Origin of the sequence: Frigidibacter sp. MR17.14 (genome assembly GCF_037095735.1) — a bacterium.
In the GTDB taxonomy this organism is placed as follows: Bacteria; Pseudomonadota; Alphaproteobacteria; order Rhodobacterales; family Rhodobacteraceae; genus Frigidibacter.
In genome coordinates, this window is sequence record NZ_JBAWKD010000014.1 from 42,911 (window position 1) to 69,317 (window position 26,407).

A 26,407-nucleotide genomic window follows, 5' to 3' on the forward strand; every position below is an offset into this window, starting at 1 on the left:
CCGTGCTGAGAGCTACGCGCGTCTTGGGCCAAAACACCAGAGGGGAGTGACATGCTGACGAAGGTTAAGCTTGCCGCGCTGATGGATTTGCTGGAGCGGCAGGCACGCGGCGGCGATGTCGCGGGCGCCCTTGCGCAGCTTGACGCGGCGGCAGCTGCCGGGCTTGCGCCCGACCTCGGGCCGATGACGGCGCTGGGCCAGCCCCGCAAACTGGTGGCGGCGCGACTGCGGCTGGCGCGGGCGGCGGGCGACGCGGTGGGGCGGGCGGGGCTGCAGGCGCTGGCGGTGCCGCCGGTCGCGCTGCTGGCGCCGCTGTTCGCGCCCGGGCCGGCCGAGCGGGCGGCGCGGCGGGCGGCGGCGGACCAGCCGGTGCCGCGGCGGCTGCATCAGATCTGGCTTGGCGGGCCGCCGCCCGCGGCCTGCGCGGCCTGGGCCGCGATGGCGGCGCGGCATGGCTGGGAGTACCGGCTGTGGGACGCGCCGGCGCTGGCGGCCGAGGGGGTCGATCGCGATCCGGTCTATGCGGCGATGCTGGCGGCGGGCGACCTGCCGGGGGCGGTCGATGTGGCGCGTTATCACCTGCTGGCGCGGCAGGGCGGGGTCTATCTGGATTGCGACTGGTATCCGGCGCGGGCGGACCTGCCGCCCGAGGCCGCGCTGCCGATGACCGGCCTGTCGGCATTGGCCGAACCCACGCCGCGGCTGACCCACACCGGGGGCCTGCTGCTGAGCAACGCGCTGATCGCGGCGCCGCCGGGCCATCCGGCGCTGGGCGCGCTGATCGCGGCGCTGCCGGCGGTGGCGGCCTGCCTGCCCGGGGCGCCGGCGTGGTGGGCGACGGGCCCGCTGGTCTTCACGCTGGCGGCGCGCGGCGGACCGGTGGGGCTGCTGGCGCATGGAACCGTGGCCGCCGAACTGCCGCGCGCCACGCCGCCCGAGGAGGTCGAGGCGCTGGCGGCGCGGCTGCGCGCCGAGGATGCGCCCGGTCTGCTGATCGCCTGGAAGGGCTGGTAGCTCAGATCCCCTCGAGCGCGTGCCGGGTGATCGCGCCGCCGGGCCCCAGCGCGAAGATCACGTTCTGGGGCGCGTCGAGCAGCAGCGCCTCGTCCAGCGGCTGGCCGGCGTGCAGGCCGCGCAGCAGCCGGCCGGTCACGGCATGGCTGACCATGACCGTGTCGGCCTGCCGCGCCCGCGCCTCGTCCAGCACCGCCGTCAGCCGTGCGGTGACCGCCGGCAGGCTTTCCCCGCCCGGGGCGTGGAACATCCACTGCTTCTTCGGCCGTCCGCGCCGCGCGTCTGGCCAGCCGGCGGCGATCTCGGCCCGGGTCAGCCCGTCCCAGCGGCCGAGGCTGACCTCGGCCAGCCGCGGCTCTGGCGTGAAGGCGACCGGTGATCCGGCGGGCGATCCGGCGGACGATCCGGCGGGCGGGGGCAGGGCGCGGGCCAGCCGTTCGGCGGTCGCACGCGCGCGGCCAAGGGGGCTTGTCAGCAGCACGGGGTCCGGGTGGGGCTCCGGGTCGGGGTTTGGGCCGGGGCGCGCGGCCAGAAGCTGCGCCAGCAGCCGGCCCAGCGCGATCCCCTGCCGCGCCCCGAGGTCGGTGAGCGGCGAGTCGCTGTGCCCCTGGAAGCGGTGGGCGAGGTTGAATTCGGTCTGCCCGTGACGCAGCAGGTAGATCATGGGCTTGACCATCCGCGCGCCCGCGGCGCATGACCCGCGCCGACGCCGGTCGGTCGGCGGGCAGGGCCACGGGGAGCGGTGCGCAGAATGTATGTCATCTCGCTCAGTTCGATCCCGTCGCGTTTTGCCGACCTGCCCCGGGTGCTCGAGGCGCTTCTCGCGCAGCGCCGCCGCCCGGCCGAGGTGCGGCTTTACATCCCGCGGCGCTACCGGCGGTTCCCCGACTATGACGGTGCCTTGCCAGATGTGCCGCGCGGTGTCGAGATTTGCCGGGTGGACGAGGATCTCGGGCCGGCGACCAAGGTGCTGTTCGCGGCGCAGGCGCTCAGGGGCGAGGATGTCGACCTGCTGTATTGCGACGACGACCGGCTCTACACCCCGATCTGGGCCGAGACGCTGCTGGCGGCGCGGCCCGCGCATCCGCGCGCGGCGCTGTGCCTGCAGGGGTTCCACCTGCGCCACATCGGCCTGCCCGAAGTGACCGAGCCCGCGCCGCGGATGCGTCGTGGCCGCGGCAAGCGCGACCCGGTCTACCGGCTGCACCGCGCCTGGCAGGCGCTGCGCTGGGGCGGGTCCGCGCGGGTGCCGCCCTTCGTGCGGGCCCGGCCGCGCAGCTTCGCGCGCTCGGGCCATGTCGACATCGCCGAGGGGCTGTCGGGCGTGGCGATCCGTCCCGACTTCCTCGACGATGCGGCGATGGAGATCCCGCCGGTGCTCTGGGCGGTGGACGATGTCTGGCTGTCGGGGCAGATGATGCGCCGGGGCGTGCCGGTCTGGCTGCACGCGACCCGGGCGCGGCTGTTCGTCGACCTGCCCAGCCAGCGCGATGCGATGGCGTTGCACCGGCAGGTGATCGACGGCGAGGACCGCAGCGGCGCGAACCGGGCCGCGGTGGCGGCGCTGCAGGAGCGTTACGGGATCTGGCGCGGCTGACGCCCGGGCGTGGGTGTGGGCGCGCTCAGTAGCCCAGCACCGGATCGACCAGCCCGACCATCGGCGCGCCGGCGGCCAGCCGAGCGATGTTGGCCAGGATCGCCTCGGCCGCGCTGCGGTTCTGCGACATCGTGGCGATATGCGGGGTGAGGATCACCCGCGGATGCGACCAGAGCGGATCGCCCGCGGGCAGGGGCTCGACCGCGGTCACGTCGACATGGGCCGCGCTTAGATGGCCGCTGTCCAGCGCCGCCAGCAGCGCCGCGGCGTCGAGCTGCGGGCCGCGTCCGACATGCACCAGCGAGGCGCCCTGCGGCATGGCCGCGAACAGCCGCGCGTCGAGCAGGCCGCGGGTCTCGTCGGTCAGGGGCAGCAGGCAGACGAGGATGTCGCTGCGCGCGGCGCAGTCCGCCAGCTCGTCGGGGCCCGCGTAGCAGCGCACGCCGTCGATCCGGCGGCGCGTGCGCGACCAGCAGGCCAGATCGAAGCCGAAAGGCGCCAGCCGCTCGAGACAGGCGGTGGCCAGCACCCCCGCGCCGAGGATGCCCACCCGGCGCTGCGGGGCGGTGGTCACCTGGTGCTTCACCCAGGCCTGCCGGCGCTGCTGGTCGAGATAGAGCGGCAGCCCGCGGTGCAGCATCAGCACCGACATGGTGACGAATTCGCCCATGCAGGCGGCGATGCCCGGCTCGACCATCCGCACCACCGGCAGGCCCGGGCGCAGCCGCGCGTGGTCGACCTGATCCGCCCCGGCGCCGATCAGGAAGATCGCCTGCAGGTTGGGGTAGCGCGCGGCATGGTCTGCCAGATCGCTCCAGCCCAGCAGGAAGCGGACCGCCGCCGGGTCGGTGACCTCGTCCGCGCCCAGCAGCGGGATCTCGGGGGCGAGCTCTGCGAAGAGCGCGCGGTAGTCGGCCTTCCGGCTTTCGATGGCGGTGTAGACGATGGTCATCGGTCGGGGCTCCTCAGGCGCAGCTTGCCCAGAGCCAGGGGGCGACGGCTTCCCGGTCGACCTCGACGCCCAGGCCGGGGCCCTGCGGGATGTCGAGCCAGCCGTCGCGCACCCGCGGCTCGGCCGGGTCGCGGGTGACGTCTACCCAGCCAGCGTGGTGGCGGAAATAGGGATAGAGCTCCTGGATGCAGAAGTTCGGGCAGACCGCCGCGACCTGCAGGGCGACGTTGGTGATCAGGTCGCTGCCGCAGACATGGGGGGCGACGCGCATGCCCCAGGTTTCGGCCATGGCCGCGATCCGGCGCGTCTCGAGGATGCCGCCGGTGTTGCCGGGATCGGGCTGCACGATGTCGACGGCGCGGGCCTCGATCAGCGGGCGGGTGCCGGCGCGTGTGTAGTGCCGTTCGCCGGCGGCGATCGGGACCGGGCTGCGGCGGGCGACCTCGGCCATCGCGGCCGCGTCCGAAGGGTCGGTCGGCTCTTCGATGAAATAGATGTCGAAGGGGGCGAACCGGTCGCACAGGCGGATGGCCTCGGCCGGGGTCACCCCGCCCGAGAGGTCGAGCATCAGATCGACCTCGGGCCCGATCGCGTCGCGCACGGCGCGCACCCGCGCCACGGCCAGATCGATGCGGTCGCGGTCCAGCTGGCGGCGGGTGACGTGGCGCATGTTGACGCCGACCATCTGCCCCAGCGGGTAGAACTTCAGCGCGGTATAGCCGTCGCGCATCGGGCGTTCGGTGGCGCGGGCGAACTCGTCCGGTGTCTGCGCGGCCTCGTACCAGCCGTTCGCATAGCAGCGCACCCGGTCGTGGACCGCGCCGCCCAGCAGCGCATGCACCGGCGCCCCCAGCGCCTTGCCCTTGATGTCCCAAAGCGCCTGTTCCAGCGCGCTTATCGCGGCGAAGACGATGGTGCCGCCGTTCTTGGTCCAGAAGGAATGGTCCTGCAGGTCGGACAGGATCAGCTCGATCCGGCCCGGATCGCGGCCGATCAGGTCGGGGGCGAAGTCCTTCAGCATCCCCGCCGCGGCATTGGCCCCACGGCCATAGGCGACGCCGGCCTCGCCCCAGCCCGACAGGCCCTCGTCGGTCTTCACCTCGCACAGCACGGGTTTCAGCTTGCCGCTGCGGCCCAGATAGATGTCGATGCCCGTGATCTTCACTTCGCAATCCCTGTCGGGCGGATCAGTCGGCGGCGCTGCCGACGCTGACCCGCGTGATGGCGATCCCCAGATCGCCGTAGCTTCGGGCCTCGGACTCGGCCAGGCCCTCGTCGGTGATGATCTCGTCCAGCGTCTCGAGCCCGCAGACCCGGTGCAGCGCCCGGGCGTCGAAGCGGCTCGAGTCGATCAGCAGCGTGCTGGCCCGCGCCGAGGCCATCATCGCGAGCTTCAGCTGAACGAGGTCGAGATAGGTGTCCGACAGGCATTCCTGGTCGATCGCCTGGACCGAGAAGAACAGCCGGTCGCAGCGCAACTCCTTGAGGAAGGACAGCCCCGGCTCGCCCAGCAGGGCGTTGGCGCGGGGCCGGCAGGTGCCGCCGGGCACGATCAGCCGCAGATGCGAGGTGCGCGACAGCGTCGAGGCGATGTGGACATCGTTGGTGACGATGGTCAGCGGCAGGGTCATGCCGGCGATCACCTGCGCGAATTCGTAGAGCATCGAGCCGGTGTCGAGCAGGATGCTCTGCCCCGGTTCCAGCCGCCGCGCGGCCTCGAGCGCGATGGCGCGCTTTTCCTCGACGGCGGTCTTCTGCGCCTCGACCACGGTGGGTTCCCAGGTGGTCATCCGCCGGACCGAAACCGCGCCGCCATGCGTGCGCCGCACCAGCCCCTGCGCGGCCAGCGTGTCGAGATCGCGCCGGATCGTCGAGACCGAGGTGTTGAGCATCCGCGCGAGATCCTGGTTCGAGCCGCTCTGGTTGTCGCGGAACCAGTGCACGAGGCGCTGCTGGCGCTCGGCGGGGATCAGGTCCTCTGTCGTCGCCGGGTCGGTCGCGGCGAAGTCTGTGGTCATAGGCTCGTCGTCCTCGTGGGTCACTGCACTGTTCCATCGCCTGGGGTCATCCTGCGCCGACCCTATCGCAGAAGCCGCCCGGACGGGGAAACCCGTTCGGGCGGGTGCCGGGCTCAGGCGCCCAGGCTGATGCGCAGGTACTCGGTCTCGGTCTCGCCGGCGCCGCGATAGGCGGTCACCTCGATCTCGACGAGGTAGTCGGGGGCGGCCAGCGGGCAGGCGGTGATGGTGTTCACCGGGTCGATGCCTTTGAACTTCTCGGCCACGACGCCCATCACGGCCTCCTTGTGCTCGAGATAGGGGATCGAGATCCGCTGGCGGACCACGTCCTTCAGGCTTGCGCCGACGGCGGCGAGGGCGCCCTCGACATTGGCGAACAGCTGCTGGGTCTGCTCGACCGGGTCGGTCGACATGTAGCGGGTCTTGTAGTTGCGCCCGGCGGTGTTCGCCACGAGGATCCAGTCGCCGATGACGACGGCGCGGGAATAGCTCAGCTTCTCTTCATAGAGGCTGCCGGACTTGAGCTTGGTGATCTTGGTCATGGATCGTCCCTGTCGGTTCGGTGTGGGGAGGGGCGCTCAGGCGCCGATCCCGTAGGCTTCGCGTGCGAAGGCCGCCGAGATGCGGCCCTCGGTGAGATCGCGCTGCACGTCGGCGGCGCTGCGGCCCGAGGGGGCGCCGTAGCCGCCGCCGCCGGGGGTGACGACCTCGACGAGGTCGCCCTTGCGAAGCGGGGTCGAGCGCGCGTCGAGCACCACCCCGTTCAGCCTGATGATCGAGCGGGTGGCGCTGCCGCCGCCCTCGAGCCCCCAGGGGTCCGAGCCGGTGCGCGAGGCCTCGACGCCCACGAGGCAGTCGGCCTCGGCGCGGTAGAGCCGGCGCAGGCCCATTCCGCCGCGGAAGGTGCCGGCGCCGGCCGAGTCGTTGACCAGCTCGTAGCGCAGCAGCGTCAGCGGATATTCCAGCTCGAGCGCCTCGACCGGCAGGTTCGAGGTGTTGGTGAGGTGGACATGGATGCCGCTGAGCCCGTCCGCGCCCGGGCGCGCGCCGCCGCCGCCGCCGATCGTCTCGAGATAGACCCAGGGGCTGCCGTCGCCGAGCGTGCCGCTGAAGATCGCCGCGGCACACGAGCCGTTGCCGGCGGCCATCACCCGGCCGGGCAGCGCCTTGGCGAGCGCTCCCATGATGATGTCGCAGACCCGCTGGCAGGCCGAGAGCCGCGAATTCACCGCCGCCGGGGCCTTGCAGTTCAAGAGCGAGCCATGCGGCGCGGTCACGGTCAGCGGCCGCGCGAGGCCCGCGTTCGGCAGCACGGTCGGATCGACCACCGCCTTCACCGCGTAGTAGCAGGCGGCGAGAAGCCCTGTGTAGATCACGTTCAGGGCGTTGCGCATCTGCGGCGGCGCGTCGAAGTCCAGCGCCATCTCGTCGCCCTTGACGGTGATGGTGACGCCGAGGTCGCAACCTTCCATGAACTGCACCGACTCGAAGCGGTCGGTGAAGCTGTAGACGCCGTCCGGGATCGCGGCGATGCCGGCGCGCATCTTGCGCTCGGCATAGTCCAGCAGCGCCTCGCCGGCGAGCAGCACCTTTTCGGTGCCGTATTTCGCGCAGAGCGCCTTCATCCGCTGCACGCCCAGCCGGTTCGCGGACATCTGCGCGCGCAGGTCCGACAGGCGCTCGTGCGGGACCTGGCAGTTCAGCAGGATCAGTTCCTGGATCTGATCCTGCAGCACGCCCTCGCGGTAGAGATGCACCGGTGGGATCCGCAGGCCTTCTTGGAAGATATGCGCATGGCCGCGGTCGGCGAAGTCCGAGTGGTGGGCGGTGTTGATCGCCCAGGCGACGATGCGGCCGTCGGCGAAGACCGGTTCGGTCAGCACGATGTCGGGCAGGTGGGTGCCGCCGCCCTCGTAGGCGTCGTTGCCGATGAAGACGTCGCCCTCGCGGATCGTCTCGATCGGGTAGCGCTGCAGGATCCGCGGGATCGCCCCGATGAACGAGCCGAGGTGCATCGGGATGTGCTCGGCCTGGCAGAGGGTGTTGCCGTCGCGGTCGAAGATCGCGGTCGAGCAGTCGCGGCGTTCCTTGATGTTGGTGGAATAGCTCGCGCGCACCAGCGCCTCGCCCATCTCCTCGGTGATCGAGGAAAGGGCCGAGCCGATCACCTCGACGGTGATCGGGTCGACGGCGCCGACCGGGGTGGCATCGGCGGTGGTGGTGGTCCGGGCATGGGTCATTGCGCGAACTCCAGGATGAGGTTGAGCGTGGGATCGACCTTGGCGGTCATCGCGGGCAGCACGACGGTGGTCGCGTCCATCTGCTCGACGATCGCCGGGCCTTCGAAGCTGTTGCCGGGCTTCAGCCGGTCGCGGGCATAGACCGGGCATTCGACGAAGCCGCCGGCCTCGGGCATCCAGACCTCGCGCCGGGCGATGATCGCGCCCGAGGCGTCTGGGCCGGCGTCCGGGTGGCTGCGCAGTTCCGCCTTCTTCACGAGGCCCGCCGCCTCGAGCCGCAGGGTGACGATCTGCACCGCCTCGCCCTCGGCCACGAAGCCGAAGCGCTGCAGGTGCGCCCGCTCGAAGCCCTCGGCCAGCGCGGTGAAGGTCTCGGCGGTGATCGGGCCGGCGGGGACGGCGACCGACAGTTCGTAGTTCTGGCCGACATAGCGCATGTCGGCGGTGCGGGTGACGACGCGGTTCTCGGGCGCGATCTTGTCGGCGGCGAACCACTCTGCGGCCTGCGCGTCGAGCGTGGCGAAGGCGTCCTGCACCGGGCCCACGGCGCCGGCGTCGAGTTTCAGCAGCCGGCTGACCGCGAAATCGGCCCGCAGGTCGGTCAGCAGCAGGCCCAGCGCGCAGAGCGTGCCCGGGGTCAGCGGTACGATGATCGACTTCATGTCGAGCGCCTGCGCCAGCCGCGCGGCATGCAGCGGACCGGCACCGCCGAAGGCCATCAGCGCATAGTCGCGCGGGTCGTGGCCGCGCTGGACCGAGATCACGCGGATCGCCTTGGCCATGTTGGCGGTGACGACCGAGAGGATGCCCTGCGCCGTCTCCATCACGCCGAGGCCCAGCTTGTCGGCCAGCCGCTGTACCGCTTCCAGCGCGAGATCGCGGCGGACCTTCATGCGCCCGCCGAGGATCTCGACCGGGTTCAGGGTCTGCAGCACGATGTTGGCATCGGTCACGCAGGGTTCCGTGCTGCCGCGGCCATAGCAGACCGGGCCCGGGTCGGCGCCCGCCGACCGGGGGCCCACCTTCAGCAGCCCGCCCGAGTCCACCGCCGCGATCGAGCCGCCGCCCGCGCCCACGGTGTGGATGTCGAGCATCGGCGCCTTGATCGGGTAGCCATGCACCATTGCCTCGCTGGTCAGGCCGCAGAAGCCGTCCTGCAGCAGCGCCACGTCCGAAGAGGTGCCGCCGACGTCGAAGGTGATGACGTTCGGGAAGCCCGCCATCCGCCCGATCGCCTGCGCGGCGACCACCCCGGTCGAGGGGCCGGACAGCACCGTGCGCACCGGCAGCTTCGCCGCCGCGCCAAAGCCGATCACGCCGCCGTTCGACTGGGTCAGCTGCGGCGCGATCTTCAGGCCCAGATCCTTCAGCCGCATGTCGAGCCGGTCGATGTAGCGCTGCATGATCGGGCCGAGATAGGCGTTGACCACCGTGGTCGACATCCGCTCGAACTCGCGGAATTCGGGGGCGATCTCGTGGCTGGCCGAAACGAAGGCCTCGGGGAATTCCTCGGCCACGATCTCGAGCACGCGCCTTTCATGCTCGATGTTCAGGAAGCCGTAGATGAAGCAGACCGCGATCGCCTTGACATCCTCGGCCGACATCTTGCGGATCGCGGCGCGGACGGCGTCTTCGTCCAGCGGCAGCTCGACCGCGCCATCGGGGCGCAGACGCTCGACCACCTCGATGCGCAGGTCGCGGGTGACCAGCGTCTCGGGCTTCTCGGCGTTCATGTCGTAGAGGTTAGGGCGCTTCTGGCGGCCGATCTCGAGCAGGTCGCGGAAGCCGTCGGTGACGACGAGGCCGGTCTTGACCCCCTTCAGCTCGATCAGCGCGTTGGTCGCGACCGTAGTGCCATGGCCGAGGAAGCCGACCGAGGCGGCGTCAGAGCCCACGGTCCGCAGGCCTTCTTCGACGCCCTGCGAGATGCCCTGCGAGGGGTCCGCGGGTGTCGAGGGCACCTTCCAGATGTCGAGCTTGCCGGTCGCGTCGTCGAACATGCAGACGTCGGTGAACGTGCCGCCGGAATCCACGCCAATTCTCAAAGCCATGTCGCCAGGTCCCCGTTGGGTATGTGTCAGGGCCTCGCATCCGTGACGCGGGGCCCGGTCTTGTCTCAGGCTGCCGAGGGCAGCGTCACGGTGCGGCGCACCCGCGCGAGGCGGTCTGCCGCGAAAGGCTTGGGATCGACCAGCGGGGTGTCGCCGGCGATCATCTGCGCGATCATCTGGCCCGCCCCGGGGCCGATGCCGAAGCCGTGGCCAGAGAAGCCGACGGCCAGGAAGAAGCCCGGGATCCGCTCGACCGGGCCGATCACCGGCACGGCGTCGGGGGTGGTGTCGATCAGCCCGCCCCAGCTGCGCGTGATCCGCGCCGCGCCGAAGGCCGGGAAGGCCTTCGCAAGGTGCTGCAGCCCGCGATCGAGGAAGCTGGCGTTCGGGTCCGGGTCCAGCACGCGGATCCGCTCGAACGGGGTGATGTCGTCGGGCCCCCAGCTGCGCGGCATCTGCCATTCCTCGAGGAAGCGCCGTCCGACGCGCAGGCGCAGCTCCTTCCACGAGGTCACAAGCTTGGCCGAGAAATCCGGGAACAGCCGGAAGCTGTCGGGCACGATCGGCACGGCATTGGCATTGCGCATCGCGACCGAGAAGCCGCCGTCGAGCCGGCGCCGGAAGGCGAAGTTCGACGCGCCGACCGGCATGTCCGACACGCCCTCGACCGGCGAGACGCGGGCGACCGAGCCGAGGATCTTCAGCAGCGGCAGGTCGATGCCCAGGTTCCCGGCAAAGAGGCGCGACCAGGCGCCACCGGCCAGCACCACCTGCCGGCAGCGGATCGGGCCGTGCTCGGTGATGACGCCGGACACGGCGCCGGCCTCGGTCTCGATCCCGCGGACGGCGCAGCTGGTGAAGATCTGCGCCCCCAGCGCGAGGGCGGCGCGCGCCAGCGCCGGCGCCGCCTGGATCGGTTCCGCCCGCCCGTCCGAGGCGGTGTGCATGCCGCCGACGAAATCGCCCGAGATGCCCGGCAGCAGCCCCGGCAGGTCCGACTTGCCCACGAGACGGGTGTCGATCTGGTAGACCTTCGCGGCCTCGGTCCAGTTGCGGTAGTCTTGCATCTCGGCCTCGGTGCGGCAGAGATAGGTGATGCCGGTCTGGCGATAGCCGGTGTCGGCGCCAAGCGCCCCGTTCAGCCCGCGCCAGAGCTTCAGGCTTTGCAGCGCCAGCGGGATCTCGGCCTCGTCGCGGCCCATCTGGCGCACCCAGCCCCAGTTGCGGCCCGACTGTTCGGCCCCGATCAGGCCCTTCTCGCACAGCACGACGCGCAGCCCGCGCTGTGCGAGGTAATAGGCGCTGCTGACGCCGACGATGCCGCCGCCGATGACGACCACGTCGGCGTCCTGCGGAAGCTCGGTCCCGCCGATCACGGCGTCGGGAAGGATGCGCGACATGTCAGTCCCCTTGTCCAGAGACGTCGGCCTGGGTCACAGCATGTCCTCCTGACGGCAGTTCACCAGCAGTTCCGCGACCGCTGCGGTGTTGGGAAGTTCGATCACCGTGCGGATCAGCGTGGCGATCGTTTCGGGGTCGGTCATCTCGGCGCGCGAGATCTTGGTGACGGCATCGGTCATGTCGGTGCGCACGAAGCTGGGGCAGAGCGCGGTGGCACGGATGCCCTTCGGCCAGGCGACATGGCGGATGGTGTGGGTCAGGCCCATGACCGCGAACTTGGTCATCGCATAGCCGACGTGGGGATTGCGCACCCGCTTGCCCGAGAGCGAGGCGATGTTGACCACGCGGCCGCGGCCCGTCGCCTCGAGATGCGGCAGGCAGAGCCGCGTCAGCCGCAGCGGCGCCTTGACGTTGATCGCCCAGAGCCGGTCGAGCGCGTCGTCGTCGTCATCCTCGAGCGTGACGCGCTCGTTGCTGCCTGCGTTGTTGATCAGCGCGTCGATGCGTCCGAAACGAGCGACGGTCGCGGCGATCCAGTCGGCGGCGGTCTGCGGCGCGAGTGCGTCGAAGGTGTGGACCAGCACGCTGTCTTCGGGGGCCGGCAGCGCGGCGCGCATCCGGTCCGGGTCGCGGGCGCCGAGGCTGAGCCGGTAGCCGCGGCCGAGCAGTTCGCGGGCGGTCGCGAGGCCGATGCCGCGGTTGGCGCCGGAGATGACCGCGACGGGCGCGCCGTTGGGGAGGTCGGAAGGCATCGGGGGACTCGCGGGGGCAGTTGCGGATCTGTGGCCAGCAGTGCAGCGCGCCGGCGTGCTGGCAAGAAGATTCTGGAAGATAATGATAGATATTGGTTCGCGCTGAGTGGCCTCACCGCTCTGGGCCTAAAAAATATGCAAATGGTCGCCTGTTCCGGGCGAAATCAATGACCATCGTGACCGATTAGGGAATCTCGTGCCCGATAGTGAATTTTTCTTGACAGAAATTGCGGCGTGAAACCGGAATACGTCAAAAGGCTGCAAGCTTTCGCCGCGACTCTCCCAACGTTGCATCCCAACTGTCCCCGTTCGCGGGGCGAACCGGAAGGAAGACACCATGCCCACCGCCCACCGTTCCGCTGCCCACAGGTTCCCGTCGCGCCATGCTTGAGGTGCAGGAACTCTCGATCGCCTTCGAGACGCCCGAGGGGCTGCGCCCGACGGTGAAATCGATGTCGCTGAGCGTCCGCAAGGGCGAGATCGTCGGGCTGGTCGGCGAAAGCGGCAGCGGCAAGACGCTGATGTCGCTGGGCGTTTTCGGCCTGCTGCCGAAGAACGCGGTGGTGACCTCGGGGCGGATCCTGCTGGACGGGCAGGACCTGCTGGCGGCGGACCGCGAGACGCTGCGGCGGCTGCGCGGCAACCGCATCTCGATGATCTTCCAGGACCCGATCGCCTCGCTCGACCCGGTGTTCACCTGCGGCGACCAGATCGTCGACGCGATCCGCATCCACGAGAAGATCGGCCGCAAGGCGGCGCGGACGCGGGCGCAGGGGTTGCTCGAACGGCTTAAGATCAGCGATCCGGCGCGGGCGATGCGCAGCTATCCGCACGAGCTGAGCGGCGGGCAGTGCCAGCGGGTGATGATCGCGATGGCGGTGGCCTGCAAGCCCGACGTGATCATCGCCGACGAGCCGACGACCGCGCTGGACGTGACGGTGCAGAAGCAGGTGCTGGAGATCCTGCGCGAGCTGAACCGCGAGGTCGGCGCGGCGATCCTGCTGATCACCCACGATCTGGGCGTGATCTACGAGGTCGCCGACCGGGTCGTGGTCATGTATCGCGGCGACAAGATGGAAGAGGCGGCGACCGCCGACCTGTTCCGCCAGCCGCAAAGCGCCTACACCCGCGGGCTGATCGCCGCCATGCCGGCGCTGGGCGCCGGGCGCGCGCGGCTGCCGACGGTCGGCGACGAGGGCAGGGCCCCCGCGCGCCGCCCCGCACAGCCGCGGGCCACGGTCGCCCCTGCGCCGGCCGCGGTGCCGACCGCTGTGCCGCCGGTGCTGGAGCTGCGCGGCGTTTCGAAGACCTACACCCTGCGCGCCGGGCCCTTCTCGAAAACGGTCGAGATGCGGGCGGTCGACGATGTGAACCTGTCGATCGCGCCGCGCAGCACGCTGGGGCTGGTGGGCGAATCCGGCTGCGGGAAGTCGACGCTGTCGCGGCTCATCCTGCAGATGCAGCGCGCCGACCGCGGGCAGGTGCTGTTCGACGGGCGCGACCTGACGGCGCTGTCGGGCGAGGCGCTGCGGCTTGCGCGGCGCGATGTCGCGATGGTGTTCCAGAACCCCTATGCCTCGCTCAATCCCCGGCAATGCGTGCGGGACCTGATCGCGGCGCCGCTCGACATCAACGGCCGCGGGTCCGAGCGCGAGGCGGTCGCGCGGCGGCTGATCGAGGCCGTGGGTCTGACGCAGGCGGCGCTGGCCCGCTATCCGCACGAGTTTTCGGGCGGCCAGCGCCAGCGCATCGCCATCGCCCGGGCGCTGGCGCTGAACCCGCGGCTGCTGATCTGCGACGAGGCGGTCTCGGCGCTGGACGTCTCGGTTCAGGCGCAGGTGCTGAACCTGCTGCGCGACCTGCAGGAGGAGTTCGACCTGACCTATCTCTTCATCTCCCACGACCTCGCGGTGGTCGAGCATGTCAGCGACAGCATCGCGGTGATGCGGGCCGGGCGGATCGTCGAGCAGGGCCCCGCGGCCGAGATCTTCGCCCGCCCGCAGCACGCCTATACCCGCATGCTTCTGGACGCGGTGCCGCGCATCGGCACGCCCCCGGCCGTGGCGGTGGCATGATGGACATGCTGCTGTCCTCCCTTGCGGTGCTGACGCGCAAGATCGGCGTGGCGCTGGTGCAACTGGTGCTGATCGCGACGCTGGTCTTCTCGATCATGTATGTGATGCCGGGCGATCCGGTGATGATGCTGCTGGGCGCCGAGAGCGACCCCTCGCCCGAGGCGGTGGCCGCGATGCGCGCCAAGCTGGGGCTCGATCAGCCGGTGGCGGTGCAATACGCCAGCTGGATGACCGGGCTCTTGCACGGCGATTTCGGCCGCTCGGTCACCGACGGCTACCCGGTCGCAGACTACATCGCCGAGAACCTGCCGCTGACGCTGGAACTGGCGGCGGCGGCCGTGGTGGTGGCAATGGCGATCGGCATTCCGCTGGGCATCGTGGCGGCGCTGCGCCGCGGTACTGTGGTGGACAGCCTGCTGACCTCGTTCTCGACCATCGGCATCTCGCTGCCGGTCTACATCCTTGGCGCGATGCTGATCCTTCTGTTCGCGCTGAAGCTCGACTGGCTCCCTTCGAGCGGCTACATGAACTTCTCGCGCAACCCGCCCGAGCATTTCCGCCGCCTGCTGCTGCCGGCGCTGACGCTGGGCTTCGGGCTGTCGGCCTCGATCACCCGGATGACCCGCTCGTCGGTCCTCGACATCCTCGACCGCGACTTCGTGCGCACGCTGCGGGCCAAGGGCATGCGCGAGCGGCGGATCATCGGCCGCCATGTCCTGCGCAACGCCGCGATCCCGATCGTGACCATCGTCGGGCTGCAGCTTGGCAACCTGATGGGCGGCACGGTGCTGGTCGAGGCGATGTTCAACTGGCCCGGCCTGTCGACCCTGCTTGTCGAGGCGGTCTCGACCCGCAACTACCCGGTGGTGCAGGGCGTGATCCTGACCATCGCGGGGCTCTACATCTTCATCAACCTCGCGGTCGAGCTGGTCTACCTGCTGCTCGATCCGCGCATCCGCCGGAGGCGTGTCTGATGAGCCGCTTCTCGCAGGCGCTGCGCCGCCGCCCGATCCTGGCCGCCAGCACCGCCATCGTCGCCCTCGTCGTCTTCGTGGCGCTCTTCGGTCCGCTGATCGCGCCCCACGACCCGTTCCTGATCGCGGCCGAGGTGCGGCTGCAGGGATCCTCGGCGCTCTATCCGCTGGGAACAGACGAGTTCGGACGCGACATCCTGTCCCGGCTTCTCTACGGGATCCGCCCGACGATCATGGTCGCGGCCTGCGCGACGGCGCTGGCGGCGGTGCTGGGCACCGCGCTGGGCATCGTCGGCGGCTATGCGCGGGACTGGGCGGCGGGTCTGGTGATGCGGGTGGTCGACATCCTGCTGTGCTTCCCGCCGATCCTGCTGGCGCTGCTGGCCGTGGTCTTCTGGCAAAGCGGCATCGCCAGCCTCGCGGTGGTGATCGGCATCGTCTACGCCCCGCAATTCGCCCGCATCGCGCAATCGGCCACGCTGCAGGTCTCGCGGCTGGAATACCTGCAGGCCGAGCAGGTGATGGGCGCGCGCACCCCGCGCATCGTCTTCACCGCGATCCTGCCCAACATCATGCCGGTGCTGCTCGTGCAGGCGACGCTGACCATCGCCGAGGCGATCCTGCTGGAATCCGGCCTGTCGTTCCTGGGCCTCGGGATCGTGCCGCCGGCGCCCTCCTGGGGGCAGATGATCGGCACGGCGCAGCAGTACCTGTCGCAGAACCCGATGTACCTCGTCTGGCCCTCGGTCTGCCTCGCGCTGACCGTGCTGTCGGTCAACGTGATCGGCGACACGCTGCGCGACCTCTACGACCCCCGGCTTCGCAAAGAATAAGACCACCTCGCAACGAACAAGACCACCAACAGGGAAAGACCGTCACTCATGCGCATGTCATGTCTCGCCGCGGTTGCGGCGCTCGCTGCCGGCCTTGCCGGCGCCGCCCAGGCCGGCGGAAACCTCTATTTCGGCCTGTCGGGCGAACCCTCGACCATGGATGCCGCCATCCAGACCGGGACCACGTTCCGCACCGTGAAGCTCGCCATCCACCGCGGGCTGGTGAACTACGGCATCGACGGCAAGCTGTCGAACGAGCTGGCCGAAAGCTACGAGGTCAGCCCGGACGCCAAGGTGTTCACCTTCCACCTGCGCGACGCCAAGTTCCACGACGGCAGCCCGGTCACCGCGGCCGACGTCAAGGCGACCTTCGACCGGATCATGGCACCGGGCTCGACCGCCTCGTTCCGCAACCAGTTCGAGCTTGTCGACAAGATCGAGACCCCGGACCCGAAGACGGTGGTGATCAGCCTGAAGAAGGCGGCGGTGTCGTTCATCCACTACCTCGCCCTGCCGGAATCGGTGATCCTGCCCGCCAGCTGGATCGCCGCGCATGGCGCCGACCCCAATACCGCCGCGCCGATCGGCGCCGGGCCGTTCAAGTTCGATCACTGGACGCGCGGCCGCGAGTTGGTCGTCGAGAAGTTCGACGACTACTACAAGCCCGGCCTGCCCAAGCTGGACAGCGTCACCTACCAGTTCTACGCCGACGAGAACACGCGGGTGAACGCGATCAAGTCGGGCGAGGTCGACATCATCGACTACGTCCCGGCGCGCGAGCTGAAGGCGCTGGAGGCCGACCCGGACATCCGCCTGGAAAGCACCTTCGGCCCGTTCATGGGGCTGCAGTACAACGTCTCGAACCCGGCGCTGGCCAATCCCGACGTGCGCCGCGCCATCGCCTATGCCGTCGACCGCAGCGTGATCGTGAACACCGCCTTCGACGGCGTCGGCACCCCGATCTACGGGCTGGCGATCCCCGAGGGCTACGGCGGCTATGACGAGACCAAGAAGGACTTCTACAAGGTCGACATCCCCTACGCCAAGGAGTTGATGGCGAAGGCGGGATATCCCGACGGGTTCGAGGCCCGCATCGTCGCCTCGTCGCAGTACAGCTTCCACCAGAACACCGCGATCGCGCTGCAGTCCGAGCTGGCGAAGATCGGCATCAAGCTGACGCTGGACCTGCCGGACTGGACGACGCGGATGTCGAAGCTTTCGAAGGGCGATTACGACATGGCGGTGATGGGCACGGTGGGCGAGATCACCGATCCCGACTGGCTGACCAACCACTATTACGGCGGCGAGAACCTCGTGCGCACCGCCAATTCGGCCCATTACCAGGATGCCGAGATCGACCGGCTTCTGGACGAGGGCCGCGCCACCGCCGATCCGACCAAGCGTGACGAGATCTACAAGCAGTTCGTCGACCGCGCCCTGGACCAGGCGCCGATCCTGTTCCTGATGTGGCGCGACCAGAGCTATGCGGTGCGCGAGACGGTGAAGGACTTCACCAACATGCCGGCGTTCCTCAGCTTCCAGTCGGGCTTCTCGCTCGAGAACACCGATCTCGACTGAACTGACGCCAGATCGACGGAAGGGCCCCCGGCAGCGATGCCGTGGGGTCTTTTCGTTTGGGGCACAGGCAGGGCCGAGGCAGCGCTTTCTTTGGTCGCAGGAAACGGGGCTGGTCACGCAGCTGTCGGGCGGACGGCGGTGCCGCTGGGGGGCGGGGCATGACGTCCTGCGCGTCGTTCGGCGTTCATGGCCGCGGTGAACGGCGCCATGGCAGGACGCCATGCCGACGGCCGGACGGCGCGGCCGAAGTGACCGATGCCGCGGCATGCGTCGAGGACGCTCGGGCGCGCGGTCGATCGAGCGCTTTCGACACCGCCTCTTTCGGGGCGGCCCTCGGCGTCAGTCTGCCTGCCGCGGGGGGCCAGGAGCACCTCCGGTCGTCGTGCCTGCGAAGCCCGCGCGGGTGCCGAAGGCGCTGTTGGGGGCTGCGGCTTCCCTGCCGCGGTGGCCGGGCGCCGGGCTGGCTCAGGCCGGCCAGGCCAGCACGTCGCGCTCGTCGGCGTGGAAGGGCAGGGGGCTGCCCGCGGCTGGGGCCCGGTCGATCAGGCCGCTGCCAACCACCGAGGTGATCTGCCGCTCGCCCGCCCGCGCCACGATCTTGGTGACCGAGCCGAGGAAGATCACGCTTTCCACCACCGCGTCGACCTGCCGCTGGCCCGCGCCGGCGGGGCCGGGGCGCAGCGCCTCGGGGCGCACCGCCCAGAGATCGCTGCCGGAACCGAGGAAGTTGCATTCTCCCAAGAAGCCCGCGACGAAGGGGCTGGCCGGGCGGCGGTAAAGCTCTTGCGGGCTGCCGTTCTGCGCGATCCGGCCCTTGTCCATCACCACGATCCGGTCCGACAGGTGCAGCGCCTCTTCCTGGTCGTGGGTGACGTAGATGATCGTCACCCCCAGCTCGCGGTGCAGCGCTTTGATCTGCAGCTGGATCGACTGGCGCAGGTTCTTGTCCAGCGCGCCCAGCGGCTCGTCCATCAGCAGGATGTCGGGGTTGATGACCAGCGCGCGCGCCAGCGCCACCCGCTGCTGCTGGCCGCCCGACAGCGCGCCCGGAACCCGGTCGGCGAAGGCGGTCAGCTCGACCAGTTCCATCGCCTCGCCGGTGCGCTTCGCGATCTCGGCTGAGGAGAGCCCGCGCATCTCGAGCCCGAAGGCGATGTTCTTGCGCACGCTCATGTGCGGGAACAGCGCGTAGTTCTGGAACACCATCCCGATGTTGCGCTTGGCGACCGGCACCCGGGCGATGTCGCGTCCGTCGATGTCGATGCGGCCGCTGTCAGCCTCCTCGAACCCGGCGATGACCTTCAGCATCGTGGTCTTGCCCGAGCCCGAGGCGCCGAGCAGCGTGCAGAACTCGCCCGCCGCCACCTCGAGATCGAGCCCGTGCAGCACGGTCTGCGGGCCATAGCTCTTCCACAGCGCGCGGATCGAGACGGCCTTGCCGAGAAGGGTGTCAGCCATGGGCGTTTCTCCGGGACAGGATCAGGTTCGCGACAAGGATCGCGACGGTCAGCAGGATGATCAGCGCCGAGGCGGCGTTGATCGTCGGGTCGATTTCATGGGCCATGCCCTCGTACATCGCGCGGGGCAGGGTGCGCGAGCGCACGTTGGTCAGGAACAGCGCCAGCACCACGTCGTCGAAGCTCTGGATGAAGGCGAAGACGGCGCCGGCGACGATGCCGGGCAGGATCGCGGGCAGCATGACGCGGCGGAACATCGTGCCCCAGCTTGCGCCGAGGTTCAGCGCCGCAAGCTCGAGCGTGGGGTCGAAGCCCTTCAGCGCGGCGCGCACGGTGATGAACACATAGGGCGCGCAGAGCACGCTTTGCGCGAGGCCCAGCGTGTAGGGATTGCCCAGCATCCCCAGCGGCGCGAGCAGGTAGTAGAGCCCGACCCCGAGGATGATCACCGGCACCACCATCGGCAGCACGAAGAAGGTTTCGAGCCAGGGACGCAGCCGCGGCGTGGCGCGCGACACGCCGATGGCGGCGGCGGTGCCGATCACCAGCGACAGCGGGACGGCGACGCTGGCGGCCTTCAGCGAGTTCCAGATCGAGCGGATCCATTTCGGATCGGCGAAGAAGTTCTCGAACCAGCGCAGCGAGTAGCTGGGCGGCGGGAACTGCAGGAACGGCGAGTTCGAGGCCGCCATCGGGAAGACGAGGATGATCGGCGCGATCAGCACCAGCAGCACCAGCATCCCGCAGGCGACCGTCACCCAGCCGCCGCCGCTGCGCCGGCCGTGGACGCCGAAGGGTTGGCTTGCCCCGCGCCCGCCGCCGCCCGAGAACAGCTTGTCGAGGCCGAAGGCGCGCTGGAAGGCCACGAAGATGATCAGCGTCGCCACCAGCAGCACCACCGACAGCGCCGCGGCCAGCCCCCAGTTCAGGTCGACGTTGATGTTCTGTGCGATCAGCATCGAGATCAGCGTCTGCCCCGGGCCGCCCATCAGCGCCGGCGTGATGTAGTAGCCGATGGCGTTCATGAAGACGATCGTCGCCCCGGCGATCACCCCCGGCGCGGTCAGCGGCAGGATCACCCGGCGCATGACCGACAGGCTCGAGGCGCCAAGGCTCTGCGCCGCCAGCACCAGCGAGGCATCGATCGAGCGGAAGGCGGCATAAAGCGGCAGCACCACGAAGGGCATCAGCACATGGGTCATGCCGATCAGCACGCCCGAAAGGTTGTAGATGAAGGCGACCGGCGCATCGGTCAGGCCCGTGGACTGCAGGACCGAGTTCAGGATGCCGTTCCTTTGCAGGATCACGATCCAGGCCGCGGTGCGCACCAGCGCCGAGGTCCAGAACGGCAGGAGCACCATCACGAACAGGATCTTGCGCGTGCGGTCGCCGACCGTGGCCAGCAGATAGGCCACCGGATAGCTGAAGATCACGCAGAGCACCGTCACCAGCCCCGAGATCAGGAAGGTGTTCCCGAGCACGGTGCGGTAGAGCGGCACCTCGAGCAGGCGCGCGTAGTGCCGAAGCGTCCAGGTCTCCTCACCGAAGCTGAGCCCGAGCAGCAGCAGCACCGGCCAGAGGAACAGCACCACCAGCAGCACGACCAGCGGCGCGTTCAGAAGCCAGGGCAGCGCGCCCACCTTCCGTGGGCGCGGGCTTGGAGCCATGCTGTGCTCCCTGGGGTTTTCGGCAAGGGACATGGACGCTCCCGTCTCAGGCGATGAACAGCTGACGCGGGAAGGTCGTCAGGCGCTCGTGGCCGGTTTCGGTAATGGTGATCGTCTCGGACATGCCGAAGCCGCGCGCCAGCACATAGGTGTGGAAGGTCATCCCGGGCTCGAAGGTCCAGGTCGCCTGCGGCTCGGCCTCCAGCGGCTCGCCGCCGACCGGGGCCAGCAGCAGGCCCACCGAGTAGAAGGTCTTGTTGGTGTAGGTCTCGCGCAGGCCGGCGCCCAGCACGCCCTCGCGGTAGATCGCGTCGGGAACGGTTGCAGCGACGCCGGGCTTCACGGTGGCGATCGCCTCGTCCTGGATGCGGATCAGGGTTTCCACGACGCGGTGATCCTCGTCGCTGGCCTCGGCCACGCGGATCGGGCGCATGAAGCGGGCGTGGTAATGGCGCACGTTCGGCGTCGTCTCGATCTGGACGATGTCGCCATGTTCGAGCACGCGGTCCGAATAGCCGCCGTGCAGGTGGAAGGCGCGCTCGCCCGAGGACATGACGCCCGGGCCCGGCAGGTCCGAGCCCGCGCGGATCATCGCCGCGCAGATCTCGGCGGCCATCTCGCGCTCGGTCACGCCGACGCCGGCGCTGTCGATCGCGGCCTGCATCCCGGCCTCGGCGGCCTTGGCGGCGCGGCGCTGATAGGCGACTTCGGCGGGGGACTTGATGAAGCGCATCGTGGTCACAAGGCGGCTTTCATCGGCCCAGACCGCGCCCGGCAGACCGGCCTTCAGGCCTTCGTAGCGGGCATGCGACAGCGGCCAGGCGGCCATTTCGACGGCAAGTTTCGGCGTGGCGCCAAGGCGCGAGCGGATGCACTCGACCGCGACCGCGATGCGGTCGTCGCTGTCGGTCCACATCGCCCGGTCGGGATAGATGCAGGTGCTGTCGAGGTAGTATTCTTCCACGTCGCGGCAGAAGAGCGTGGGCGCGCCGTTGGCGGGGATGATCGCGAACTGGAAGCTGGAATAGGCGCGGGTGAAGAAGCCGGTCAGCCAGGTGACGGTTTCGGGCTGGAAGGCCAGCAGCGCGTCATGGCCCTTGTCGCGCAGGACCTTCTGCACACGCGCGAGACGCGCCTCGAATTCGGATTTCTCGAACCAGTAGTTGGTCTGGACCATGGCGGCCTCTCGGGTCTGACGGGCTTGGGGAAGGGGGATGGAAAGGTGGCGGCACCCGGTGGGGCGCCGCCCAGGGACGGACCGCGGCGCGCAGGGGAGAGACGCGCGCGCCGCATCCGCTTACTGCTGCATCATCGCCGTGTATTTCTCGGAGACGGCGACCGAGTTCTTGGCCCAGAAGTCGATGTCCGAGAACACGGCATGCGACAGGCGCTCGGTGGTCGAGGGCAGGCGCGCGGTGCGTTCGGCGTCGATCAGCGGCAGCGCGTCCGGGGTGGTCGGGCCGTAGGCGACGTATTTCGAGAATTCGGCCTGATGCTGGGGCTGGGCGATGTAGTTCAGGAACTTCAGCGCCGCGTCACGGTTGGGCGCACCCTTCACCAGCATGAAGTAGCCGACCTGGGCGATGCTTTCGTCCCAGCTCATCTCGATCGGCAGGCCCTCGTCGATGCCGGCCTGGAAGCGGCCGTTCCAGCCAAGCGCCATGACGACCTCGCCCGAGCCGATGGCCTGCACCGGCTGTGCGCCCGAGGACCACCAGACCGAAACCTCGGGCTTCAGCTCGGCGACCTTGTCGAGGGCGCGCTTGAGGCCTTCCTCGGTCGAGAGCGTCTTGTAGACATCGGCCGGGGCCACGCCGTCGGCCAGCAGCGCGGCTTCCAGCACGGTCGAGGGCTTGTTGGGCAGGGTGCGCTTGCCGGGGAACTTCTTGACGTCCCAGAAGTCGGCGAAGGTCTTCGGCCCGCCGTTCGGGAAGGCGTCCTTGGAATAGCCGATCACGGTCGAAAAGATCTCTGAGGGCACGCCGTAGTCGGTGCGCGCCTCGGGCAGGACCTTGGACTGGTCCACCATCTCGTCGGTGATCTTCTCGAACAGGCCGTACTGCACGCCCTGCATGACGGTCGAGCCGCCGCCGGTGACCACGTCCCATTCGACGCTGCCGGTGTCGACCATGCCGCGGATCCGGGCCACTTCCGGCTCGGTGTCGTCGATCACGTCGATGCTGGTCTCGGCCGAGAAGGGCTCGATCCAGGCCTGCTTGATCGCTGCCTGATAGGCGCCGCCCCAGCTGGCGAACACCATCTCTTCGGCCGAGGCGGCCAGCGGCGCCGAGGCAAGCACGGTCGCAGCCAGAATGGCCGTGAAAGTCTTCTGCATCATTTCAGAACCCTGTGGGGATTGGAGAGGAAAAAGTTCGGGTCTTCCTCCGTCTGCCGCGGAGGTTGTGATCAGCCGTTCTTCACCAGGTCGACGAAGTTCGAGATCATGGTCTTCGACTCGGCCGCCTCATGGGCCGAGGCCTTCAGCTCCTCGATCACCGCCCCGTCGAGGATCATCCGCTCGCGGTTCTCCTCGAACCACAGCGGGGCCTGTTCGGCGGTGACTTCGGGATGCCCCTGGATGCCCCAGATGCTCTGGTCGCGGAAGCGCCAGACATGGTTCGGGCAGATGTCGGAATAGGCGAGGATCACCATGTCGGGATGCGCGGCGCGCACCTCGTCATTGTGCCAGACGAACATGTTGACGCTGTCGCCCAGGTCCTTCGCGATCCGGTCGGTCTTCACCGCCTCGGTCGTGGGCAGGTCCTTGTAGCCGATCTCGCAGAAGTCGCGGCGGAAGACCTGGTCGCGCCCGCAGAGCGCCGAGGCGAGGATCTGGCTGCCGAAGCAGATGCCCAGCATCGGGATCTCCTTCTCGGCGGCCTCGCGGATCAGGTCATGCTCGCGGTTGATGAAGGGGACGTCCTCATAGGCGCCATGCGGGCTGCCGGACAGGAAGATCCCGTCGTAACCATCGAGCGTTTCGGGGAATTCCCCGGCGAAGGCGTGGTAGCGGTCGACCTCGAGGCCCCAGCCCTCGAACCGCTCGTCAAGCCGCGCGAGCGACTGGAACTTGCGGCCGTTGCCGATGTAGAGAAGGCGCTTGCTGGTCATGTCTGGTCCTCAGGCGAGTTCCGCGAGCCGTGCGTCCTGGCGCGCGATCAGGCGGTCGATGTCTTGAAGGTCGGCGGCCGAGAGGGCCGGGCCGGGCTTGCGCAGCGTCGGATGGGCGATGACGCCGCGGCGGGCGAGCGCCTCCTTGCGGATGGCAAGGCCGAGGCCGGGCTGCTGCTCGTAGCGGGCGAAGGGCAGGTAGGCGTCGAACAGGTCCTGCGCCGCGGCCGTGTCGCCCCGGCGCATCAGCCGTTCGACCCCCACCATCATCTCGGGGTAGGAGAAGCCGGTCATCGCGCCGTCGGCGCCACGGGCCATTTCCTCGGGCAGGAACATGCCGCCGTTGCCGGTCAGCACCGAGATCCGGCGCTGGCCTTCGGCCTCGGCCCGGCGCAGGCCCGAGATCTTGCCGAGCCCCGGCCAGTCCTCGTGCTTGAGCATCGCGATCGAGGGCACCTCCTGCACGATCCGGCACAGCGCGGCGGTCGACATCTGCACTCCGGTCGCCAGCGGGAAGTCCTGCAGCACCACCGGCACGTCGGGCCCCAGCGCCTCTGCGGCCTGGCGGTAGTAGCCGATGATCTGCTCGTCGGTGCGCAGGGCCGAGGGCGGGGTGATCATCACGCCGGCCGCGCCCATCTCCATCGACTGCAGGCCAAGCTCGCGCACGGCCGCCAGCCCGGGGGCCGAGACGCCGACCACGACCGGCAGCGCGCCGGCCCGCTCGATCACGCGCCGGGCGACGGTGACGGATTCGGACTGGGTCAGCTTCTGCGCCTCGCCCATCATCCCCAGCACGGTCAGCCCGGTCGCGCCGGCCTCGGCATAGAAGTCGACCATGCGGTCGGTGCTGGCGAGGTCGAGCGCCCCGTCCGGCAGGAAGGGGGTGACGGCGATGACGTAGACGCCGGTGGCTGTGTTCAGGGTCTGGAAGCTCACGGGCGGTCCTCGCCGGTCAGGCTGCGCACGATGGCGGCGCGGGCGTTGTCGATATGCTCGCTCATCCGCAGGGCGGCGGCGGCGGGGTCGCGGGCCTCGATCGCGTCGAGGATCGCGAGGTGTTCGGCGCGGCCGATGTCGAAGCGGCCGGGGATGCGTTCCATGCCGAACATGCGGGTGCGCACGCGGCAGTCGTGGATCATCCGCTCCATCAGCCGGTTGCCGGTGGCGGCGGCGATGCCCATGTGCAGCACCTCGTCGACGTCCCAGTGATGCTCGGCGGTGACCTGTCCCTCGGTCATCTCCATCAGCAGCCCCCGGATCCGCGCGCTTTCGGGGGCGGTCATCCGCGTCGCGGCGATGCGCGCCGCCTCGGCTTCCAGCACCCGGCGCACGCCCAGCACCTCGAACAGGTCCGACAGCGCGACGCCGTTGACCAGCAGGCTGCGGCCCGAGCGGCGGACGAAGTTCTGCCCCTCGAGACGGCTGATCGCCTCGCGGACCGGGGTGCGCGACAGGCCCAGCTTTTCGGCCAGCGACCGCTCGCTGACGATGTCGCCATGCGCCAGCTCGCCGGTGCGGATCATCTTCATGATGCTGTCCAGCGCGCCTTGGGTGAGGGTTTGTTCTTGCTCTGTCACTGGCCTGTCCGAGTCGGTGTGTGCCGGTTGGTATACCACTGGCATGCCACCGCAACGGCAGGCGTCGGGCAGGTGGCGGAAACCGTAAGTTTTCATGAATATGCCCGCTTCTTGGGCGGCATCCGGTGCGTTTGTTGATTTATGGGGCGCCGTGAATCCGGAATCTCTTGCCTCGGCCATGGCGGGCCTCGGGGCCATCGCCGCGGGCGGAACCTCGCAACGGGCGCGTCCGGTCAGAACAGCATGCGGCCGCGGTTCAGGATCGCCTCGGACAGGGCCGCGGCGATGCGCGGGTCGGCCGAGCGGCGGGCGACGAGGGTGAACTCGGTGGGCTCCAGCTCTGGCAGAAGGCCGGGTTCCACCTCGCGCAGGCCCTCGGGGCGCAGGCCGCTGGGCTGCACGAAGAGCCCGAGCCCCGCCCGCGCCGCGGCCGTCAGACCGCTGAGCGAATGCGAGGTACAGCTGATCCGCCAAGGAATGCCTGCGGCGTCCAGCGCCTCGAACGCGGCCCTGCGGGTGAGGCTTTGCGGCGGGAACACGATCAGCGGCAGCGGGCGCTGGGCCGCGGCGATCTCGGGGTCGCGCGCCAGCCAGACCAGCGGCATCCGCGCCACCAGCCGGCCCTGCGCCTCGCCCGGGCGGCGCTTGGCCAGCACGAGGTCGATCTCGCCGCGATGCGCCTGCGCGAACAGGTCCGAGGACAGCGCAACCGTCAGCTCCAGTTCGACCCCCGGATGGCTCTGGGCGAAGCGTTCGAGGATCGAGGGCAGGAAGCTGTTCGCCAGATCCTCGGACAGGCCGAAGCGGATCCGCCCGCGCAGCGCCTCGCCGCGGAACTGCCCCTCGACCCGGTCCGACAGCGCCAGCATCCGACGGGCCTCGGGAAGCAGCGCCTCGCCCTCGTGGGTCAGGCGCACCGAATGGGTGTCGCGGTCCAGAAGCCGGCAGCCCAGATGGTCCTCGAGCCGCCTCAGATGCTGGCTGACCGTCGACTGGCCAAGCCCCAGACGTTCGGCCGCGCGGCTGAAGCTTTCGCTCTCGGCCACCGCAAGAAAGCTGCGCAGTTGGGTCAGGTCCAGCATCGGTCATCCTGTTTCGTGATGACTG

At 69.8% G+C, this 26,407-nt stretch carries 23 protein-coding genes; 6 read left to right on the forward strand and 17 right to left on the reverse strand.

Going from position 1 to position 26,407, the window contains the following annotated elements; all coding sequences use genetic code 11:
* Positions 1 to 51: 51 nt before the first annotated feature.
* Positions 52 to 1,014 (forward strand): hypothetical protein, encoded by a 963-nt coding sequence (locus V8J36_RS20330; protein WP_336469155.1) that lies wholly within the window; start codon positions 52 to 54, stop codon positions 1,012 to 1,014.
* A gap of 1 nt (position 1,015) precedes the next feature.
* Here the strand turns inward: V8J36_RS20330 and V8J36_RS20335 are convergent, their stop codons facing one another.
* The gene (locus tag V8J36_RS20335; protein ID WP_336469156.1) at positions 1,016 to 1,690 is read right to left on the reverse strand and encodes a histidine phosphatase family protein; all 675 of its coding nucleotides are present in this window, start codon (positions 1,688 to 1,690) and stop codon (positions 1,016 to 1,018) included.
* 75 nt (positions 1,691 to 1,765) lie between these two features.
* Between V8J36_RS20335 and V8J36_RS20340 the strand changes: the two genes are divergently transcribed.
* The gene (locus V8J36_RS20340) at positions 1,766 to 2,611 is read left to right on the forward strand and encodes a glycosyltransferase family 2 protein (RefSeq protein ID WP_336469157.1); all 846 of its coding nucleotides are present in this window, start codon (positions 1,766 to 1,768) and stop codon (positions 2,609 to 2,611) included.
* Positions 2,612 to 2,636: 25 nt separating this feature from the next.
* On the opposite strand, the gene V8J36_RS20345 is transcribed toward V8J36_RS20340, so the two are convergent.
* From V8J36_RS20345 to V8J36_RS20380, 8 genes are all read right to left on the reverse strand, one after another.
* On the reverse strand, positions 2,637 to 3,563 hold the full coding sequence (locus V8J36_RS20345) for a 2-hydroxyacid dehydrogenase (protein WP_336469158.1): 927 nt from the start codon (positions 3,561 to 3,563) through the stop codon (positions 2,637 to 2,639).
* A gap of 13 nt (positions 3,564 to 3,576) precedes the next feature.
* The gene (locus V8J36_RS20350; RefSeq protein ID WP_336469159.1) at positions 3,577 to 4,728 is read right to left on the reverse strand and encodes a mandelate racemase/muconate lactonizing enzyme family protein; all 1,152 of its coding nucleotides are present in this window, start codon (positions 4,726 to 4,728) and stop codon (positions 3,577 to 3,579) included.
* Between the two features lie 22 nt (positions 4,729 to 4,750).
* Positions 4,751 to 5,581, reverse strand: a complete 831-nt coding sequence (locus tag V8J36_RS20355; protein WP_336469160.1) for a DeoR/GlpR family DNA-binding transcription regulator — start codon at positions 5,579 to 5,581, stop codon at positions 4,751 to 4,753.
* Positions 5,582 to 5,694: 113 nt separating this feature from the next.
* Positions 5,695 to 6,123: a RidA family protein gene (locus V8J36_RS20360; protein ID WP_336469161.1), complete on the reverse strand. Its 429-nt coding sequence runs from the start codon at positions 6,121 to 6,123 to the stop codon at positions 5,695 to 5,697.
* Between the two features lie 36 nt (positions 6,124 to 6,159).
* Complete coding sequence (locus V8J36_RS20365; protein ID WP_336469162.1) at positions 6,160 to 7,821, reverse strand: hydantoinase B/oxoprolinase family protein; 1,662 nt, start codon at positions 7,819 to 7,821, stop codon at positions 6,160 to 6,162.
* Positions 7,818 to 9,872, reverse strand: coding sequence for a hydantoinase/oxoprolinase family protein (locus V8J36_RS20370; RefSeq protein WP_336469163.1), 2,055 nt, complete (start codon positions 9,870 to 9,872; stop codon positions 7,818 to 7,820). Before V8J36_RS20370 ends, V8J36_RS20365 begins: the two co-directional genes overlap by 4 nt.
* A gap of 65 nt (positions 9,873 to 9,937) precedes the next feature.
* A complete protein-coding gene (locus V8J36_RS20375; RefSeq protein WP_336469164.1) occupies positions 9,938 to 11,272 on the reverse strand; it encodes an NAD(P)/FAD-dependent oxidoreductase in 1,335 nt (444 codons plus the stop codon).
* A gap of 33 nt (positions 11,273 to 11,305) precedes the next feature.
* Positions 11,306 to 12,025 (reverse strand): SDR family NAD(P)-dependent oxidoreductase, encoded by a 720-nt coding sequence (locus V8J36_RS20380; RefSeq protein ID WP_336469165.1) that lies wholly within the window; start codon positions 12,023 to 12,025, stop codon positions 11,306 to 11,308.
* 383 nt (positions 12,026 to 12,408) lie between these two features.
* Here V8J36_RS20380 and V8J36_RS20385 point away from each other — a divergent pair, with 383 nt between their 5' ends.
* From V8J36_RS20385 to V8J36_RS20400, 4 genes are read left to right on the forward strand one after another with little or no spacing between them, the layout of a single operon-like run.
* Positions 12,409 to 14,100 carry an ABC transporter ATP-binding protein gene (locus V8J36_RS20385; protein WP_336469166.1) on the forward strand — a complete coding sequence of 564 codons (1,692 nt, stop codon included), beginning with the start codon at positions 12,409 to 12,411 and terminating at the stop codon, positions 14,098 to 14,100.
* Positions 14,097 to 15,074: an ABC transporter permease gene (locus V8J36_RS20390; RefSeq protein ID WP_336469167.1), complete on the forward strand. Its 978-nt coding sequence runs from the start codon at positions 14,097 to 14,099 to the stop codon at positions 15,072 to 15,074. Before V8J36_RS20385 ends, V8J36_RS20390 begins: the two co-directional genes overlap by 4 nt.
* Entirely contained in the window at positions 15,074 to 15,907 is an 834-nt protein-coding gene (locus tag V8J36_RS20395) for an ABC transporter permease (RefSeq protein WP_336469168.1), read from the forward strand. Before V8J36_RS20390 ends, V8J36_RS20395 begins: the two co-directional genes overlap by 1 nt.
* A 48-nt stretch (positions 15,908 to 15,955) precedes the next feature.
* Positions 15,956 to 17,485: an ABC transporter substrate-binding protein gene (locus V8J36_RS20400; protein ID WP_336469169.1), complete on the forward strand. Its 1,530-nt coding sequence runs from the start codon at positions 15,956 to 15,958 to the stop codon at positions 17,483 to 17,485.
* 465 nt (positions 17,486 to 17,950) lie between these two features.
* On the opposite strand, the gene V8J36_RS20405 is transcribed toward V8J36_RS20400, so the two are convergent.
* The 8 genes from V8J36_RS20405 to V8J36_RS20440 all read right to left on the reverse strand — a co-directional run bounded on the left by V8J36_RS20405 (position 17,951) and on the right by V8J36_RS20440 (position 26,382).
* The gene (locus V8J36_RS20405; protein ID WP_336469170.1) at positions 17,951 to 18,943 is read right to left on the reverse strand and encodes an ABC transporter ATP-binding protein; all 993 of its coding nucleotides are present in this window, start codon (positions 18,941 to 18,943) and stop codon (positions 17,951 to 17,953) included.
* Positions 18,936 to 20,609 carry an ABC transporter permease subunit gene (locus V8J36_RS20410; protein WP_336469171.1) on the reverse strand — a complete coding sequence of 558 codons (1,674 nt, stop codon included), beginning with the start codon at positions 20,607 to 20,609 and terminating at the stop codon, positions 18,936 to 18,938. The genes V8J36_RS20405 and V8J36_RS20410 overlap by 8 nt, the downstream gene beginning before the upstream one ends.
* A gap of 46 nt (positions 20,610 to 20,655) precedes the next feature.
* Positions 20,656 to 21,786, reverse strand: a complete 1,131-nt coding sequence (locus V8J36_RS20415) for a M24 family metallopeptidase (protein ID WP_336469172.1) — start codon at positions 21,784 to 21,786, stop codon at positions 20,656 to 20,658.
* A gap of 120 nt (positions 21,787 to 21,906) precedes the next feature.
* The gene (locus tag V8J36_RS20420) at positions 21,907 to 22,947 is read right to left on the reverse strand and encodes an ABC transporter substrate-binding protein (RefSeq protein WP_336469173.1); all 1,041 of its coding nucleotides are present in this window, start codon (positions 22,945 to 22,947) and stop codon (positions 21,907 to 21,909) included.
* 68 nt (positions 22,948 to 23,015) lie between these two features.
* Positions 23,016 to 23,720, reverse strand: coding sequence for a type 1 glutamine amidotransferase (locus V8J36_RS20425; protein WP_336469174.1), 705 nt, complete (start codon positions 23,718 to 23,720; stop codon positions 23,016 to 23,018).
* Positions 23,721 to 23,729: 9 nt separating this feature from the next.
* Positions 23,730 to 24,659, reverse strand: a complete 930-nt coding sequence (locus V8J36_RS20430) for a dihydrodipicolinate synthase family protein (RefSeq protein ID WP_336469175.1) — start codon at positions 24,657 to 24,659, stop codon at positions 23,730 to 23,732.
* Positions 24,656 to 25,498 carry a GntR family transcriptional regulator gene (locus V8J36_RS20435; protein ID WP_336469176.1) on the reverse strand — a complete coding sequence of 281 codons (843 nt, stop codon included), beginning with the start codon at positions 25,496 to 25,498 and terminating at the stop codon, positions 24,656 to 24,658. Before V8J36_RS20435 ends, V8J36_RS20430 begins: the two co-directional genes overlap by 4 nt.
* 35 nt (positions 25,499 to 25,533) lie before the next feature.
* The gene (locus tag V8J36_RS20440) at positions 25,534 to 26,382 is read right to left on the reverse strand and encodes a LysR family transcriptional regulator (protein ID WP_336469177.1); all 849 of its coding nucleotides are present in this window, start codon (positions 26,380 to 26,382) and stop codon (positions 25,534 to 25,536) included.
* Between the last annotated feature and the right edge of the window lie 25 nt (positions 26,383 to 26,407).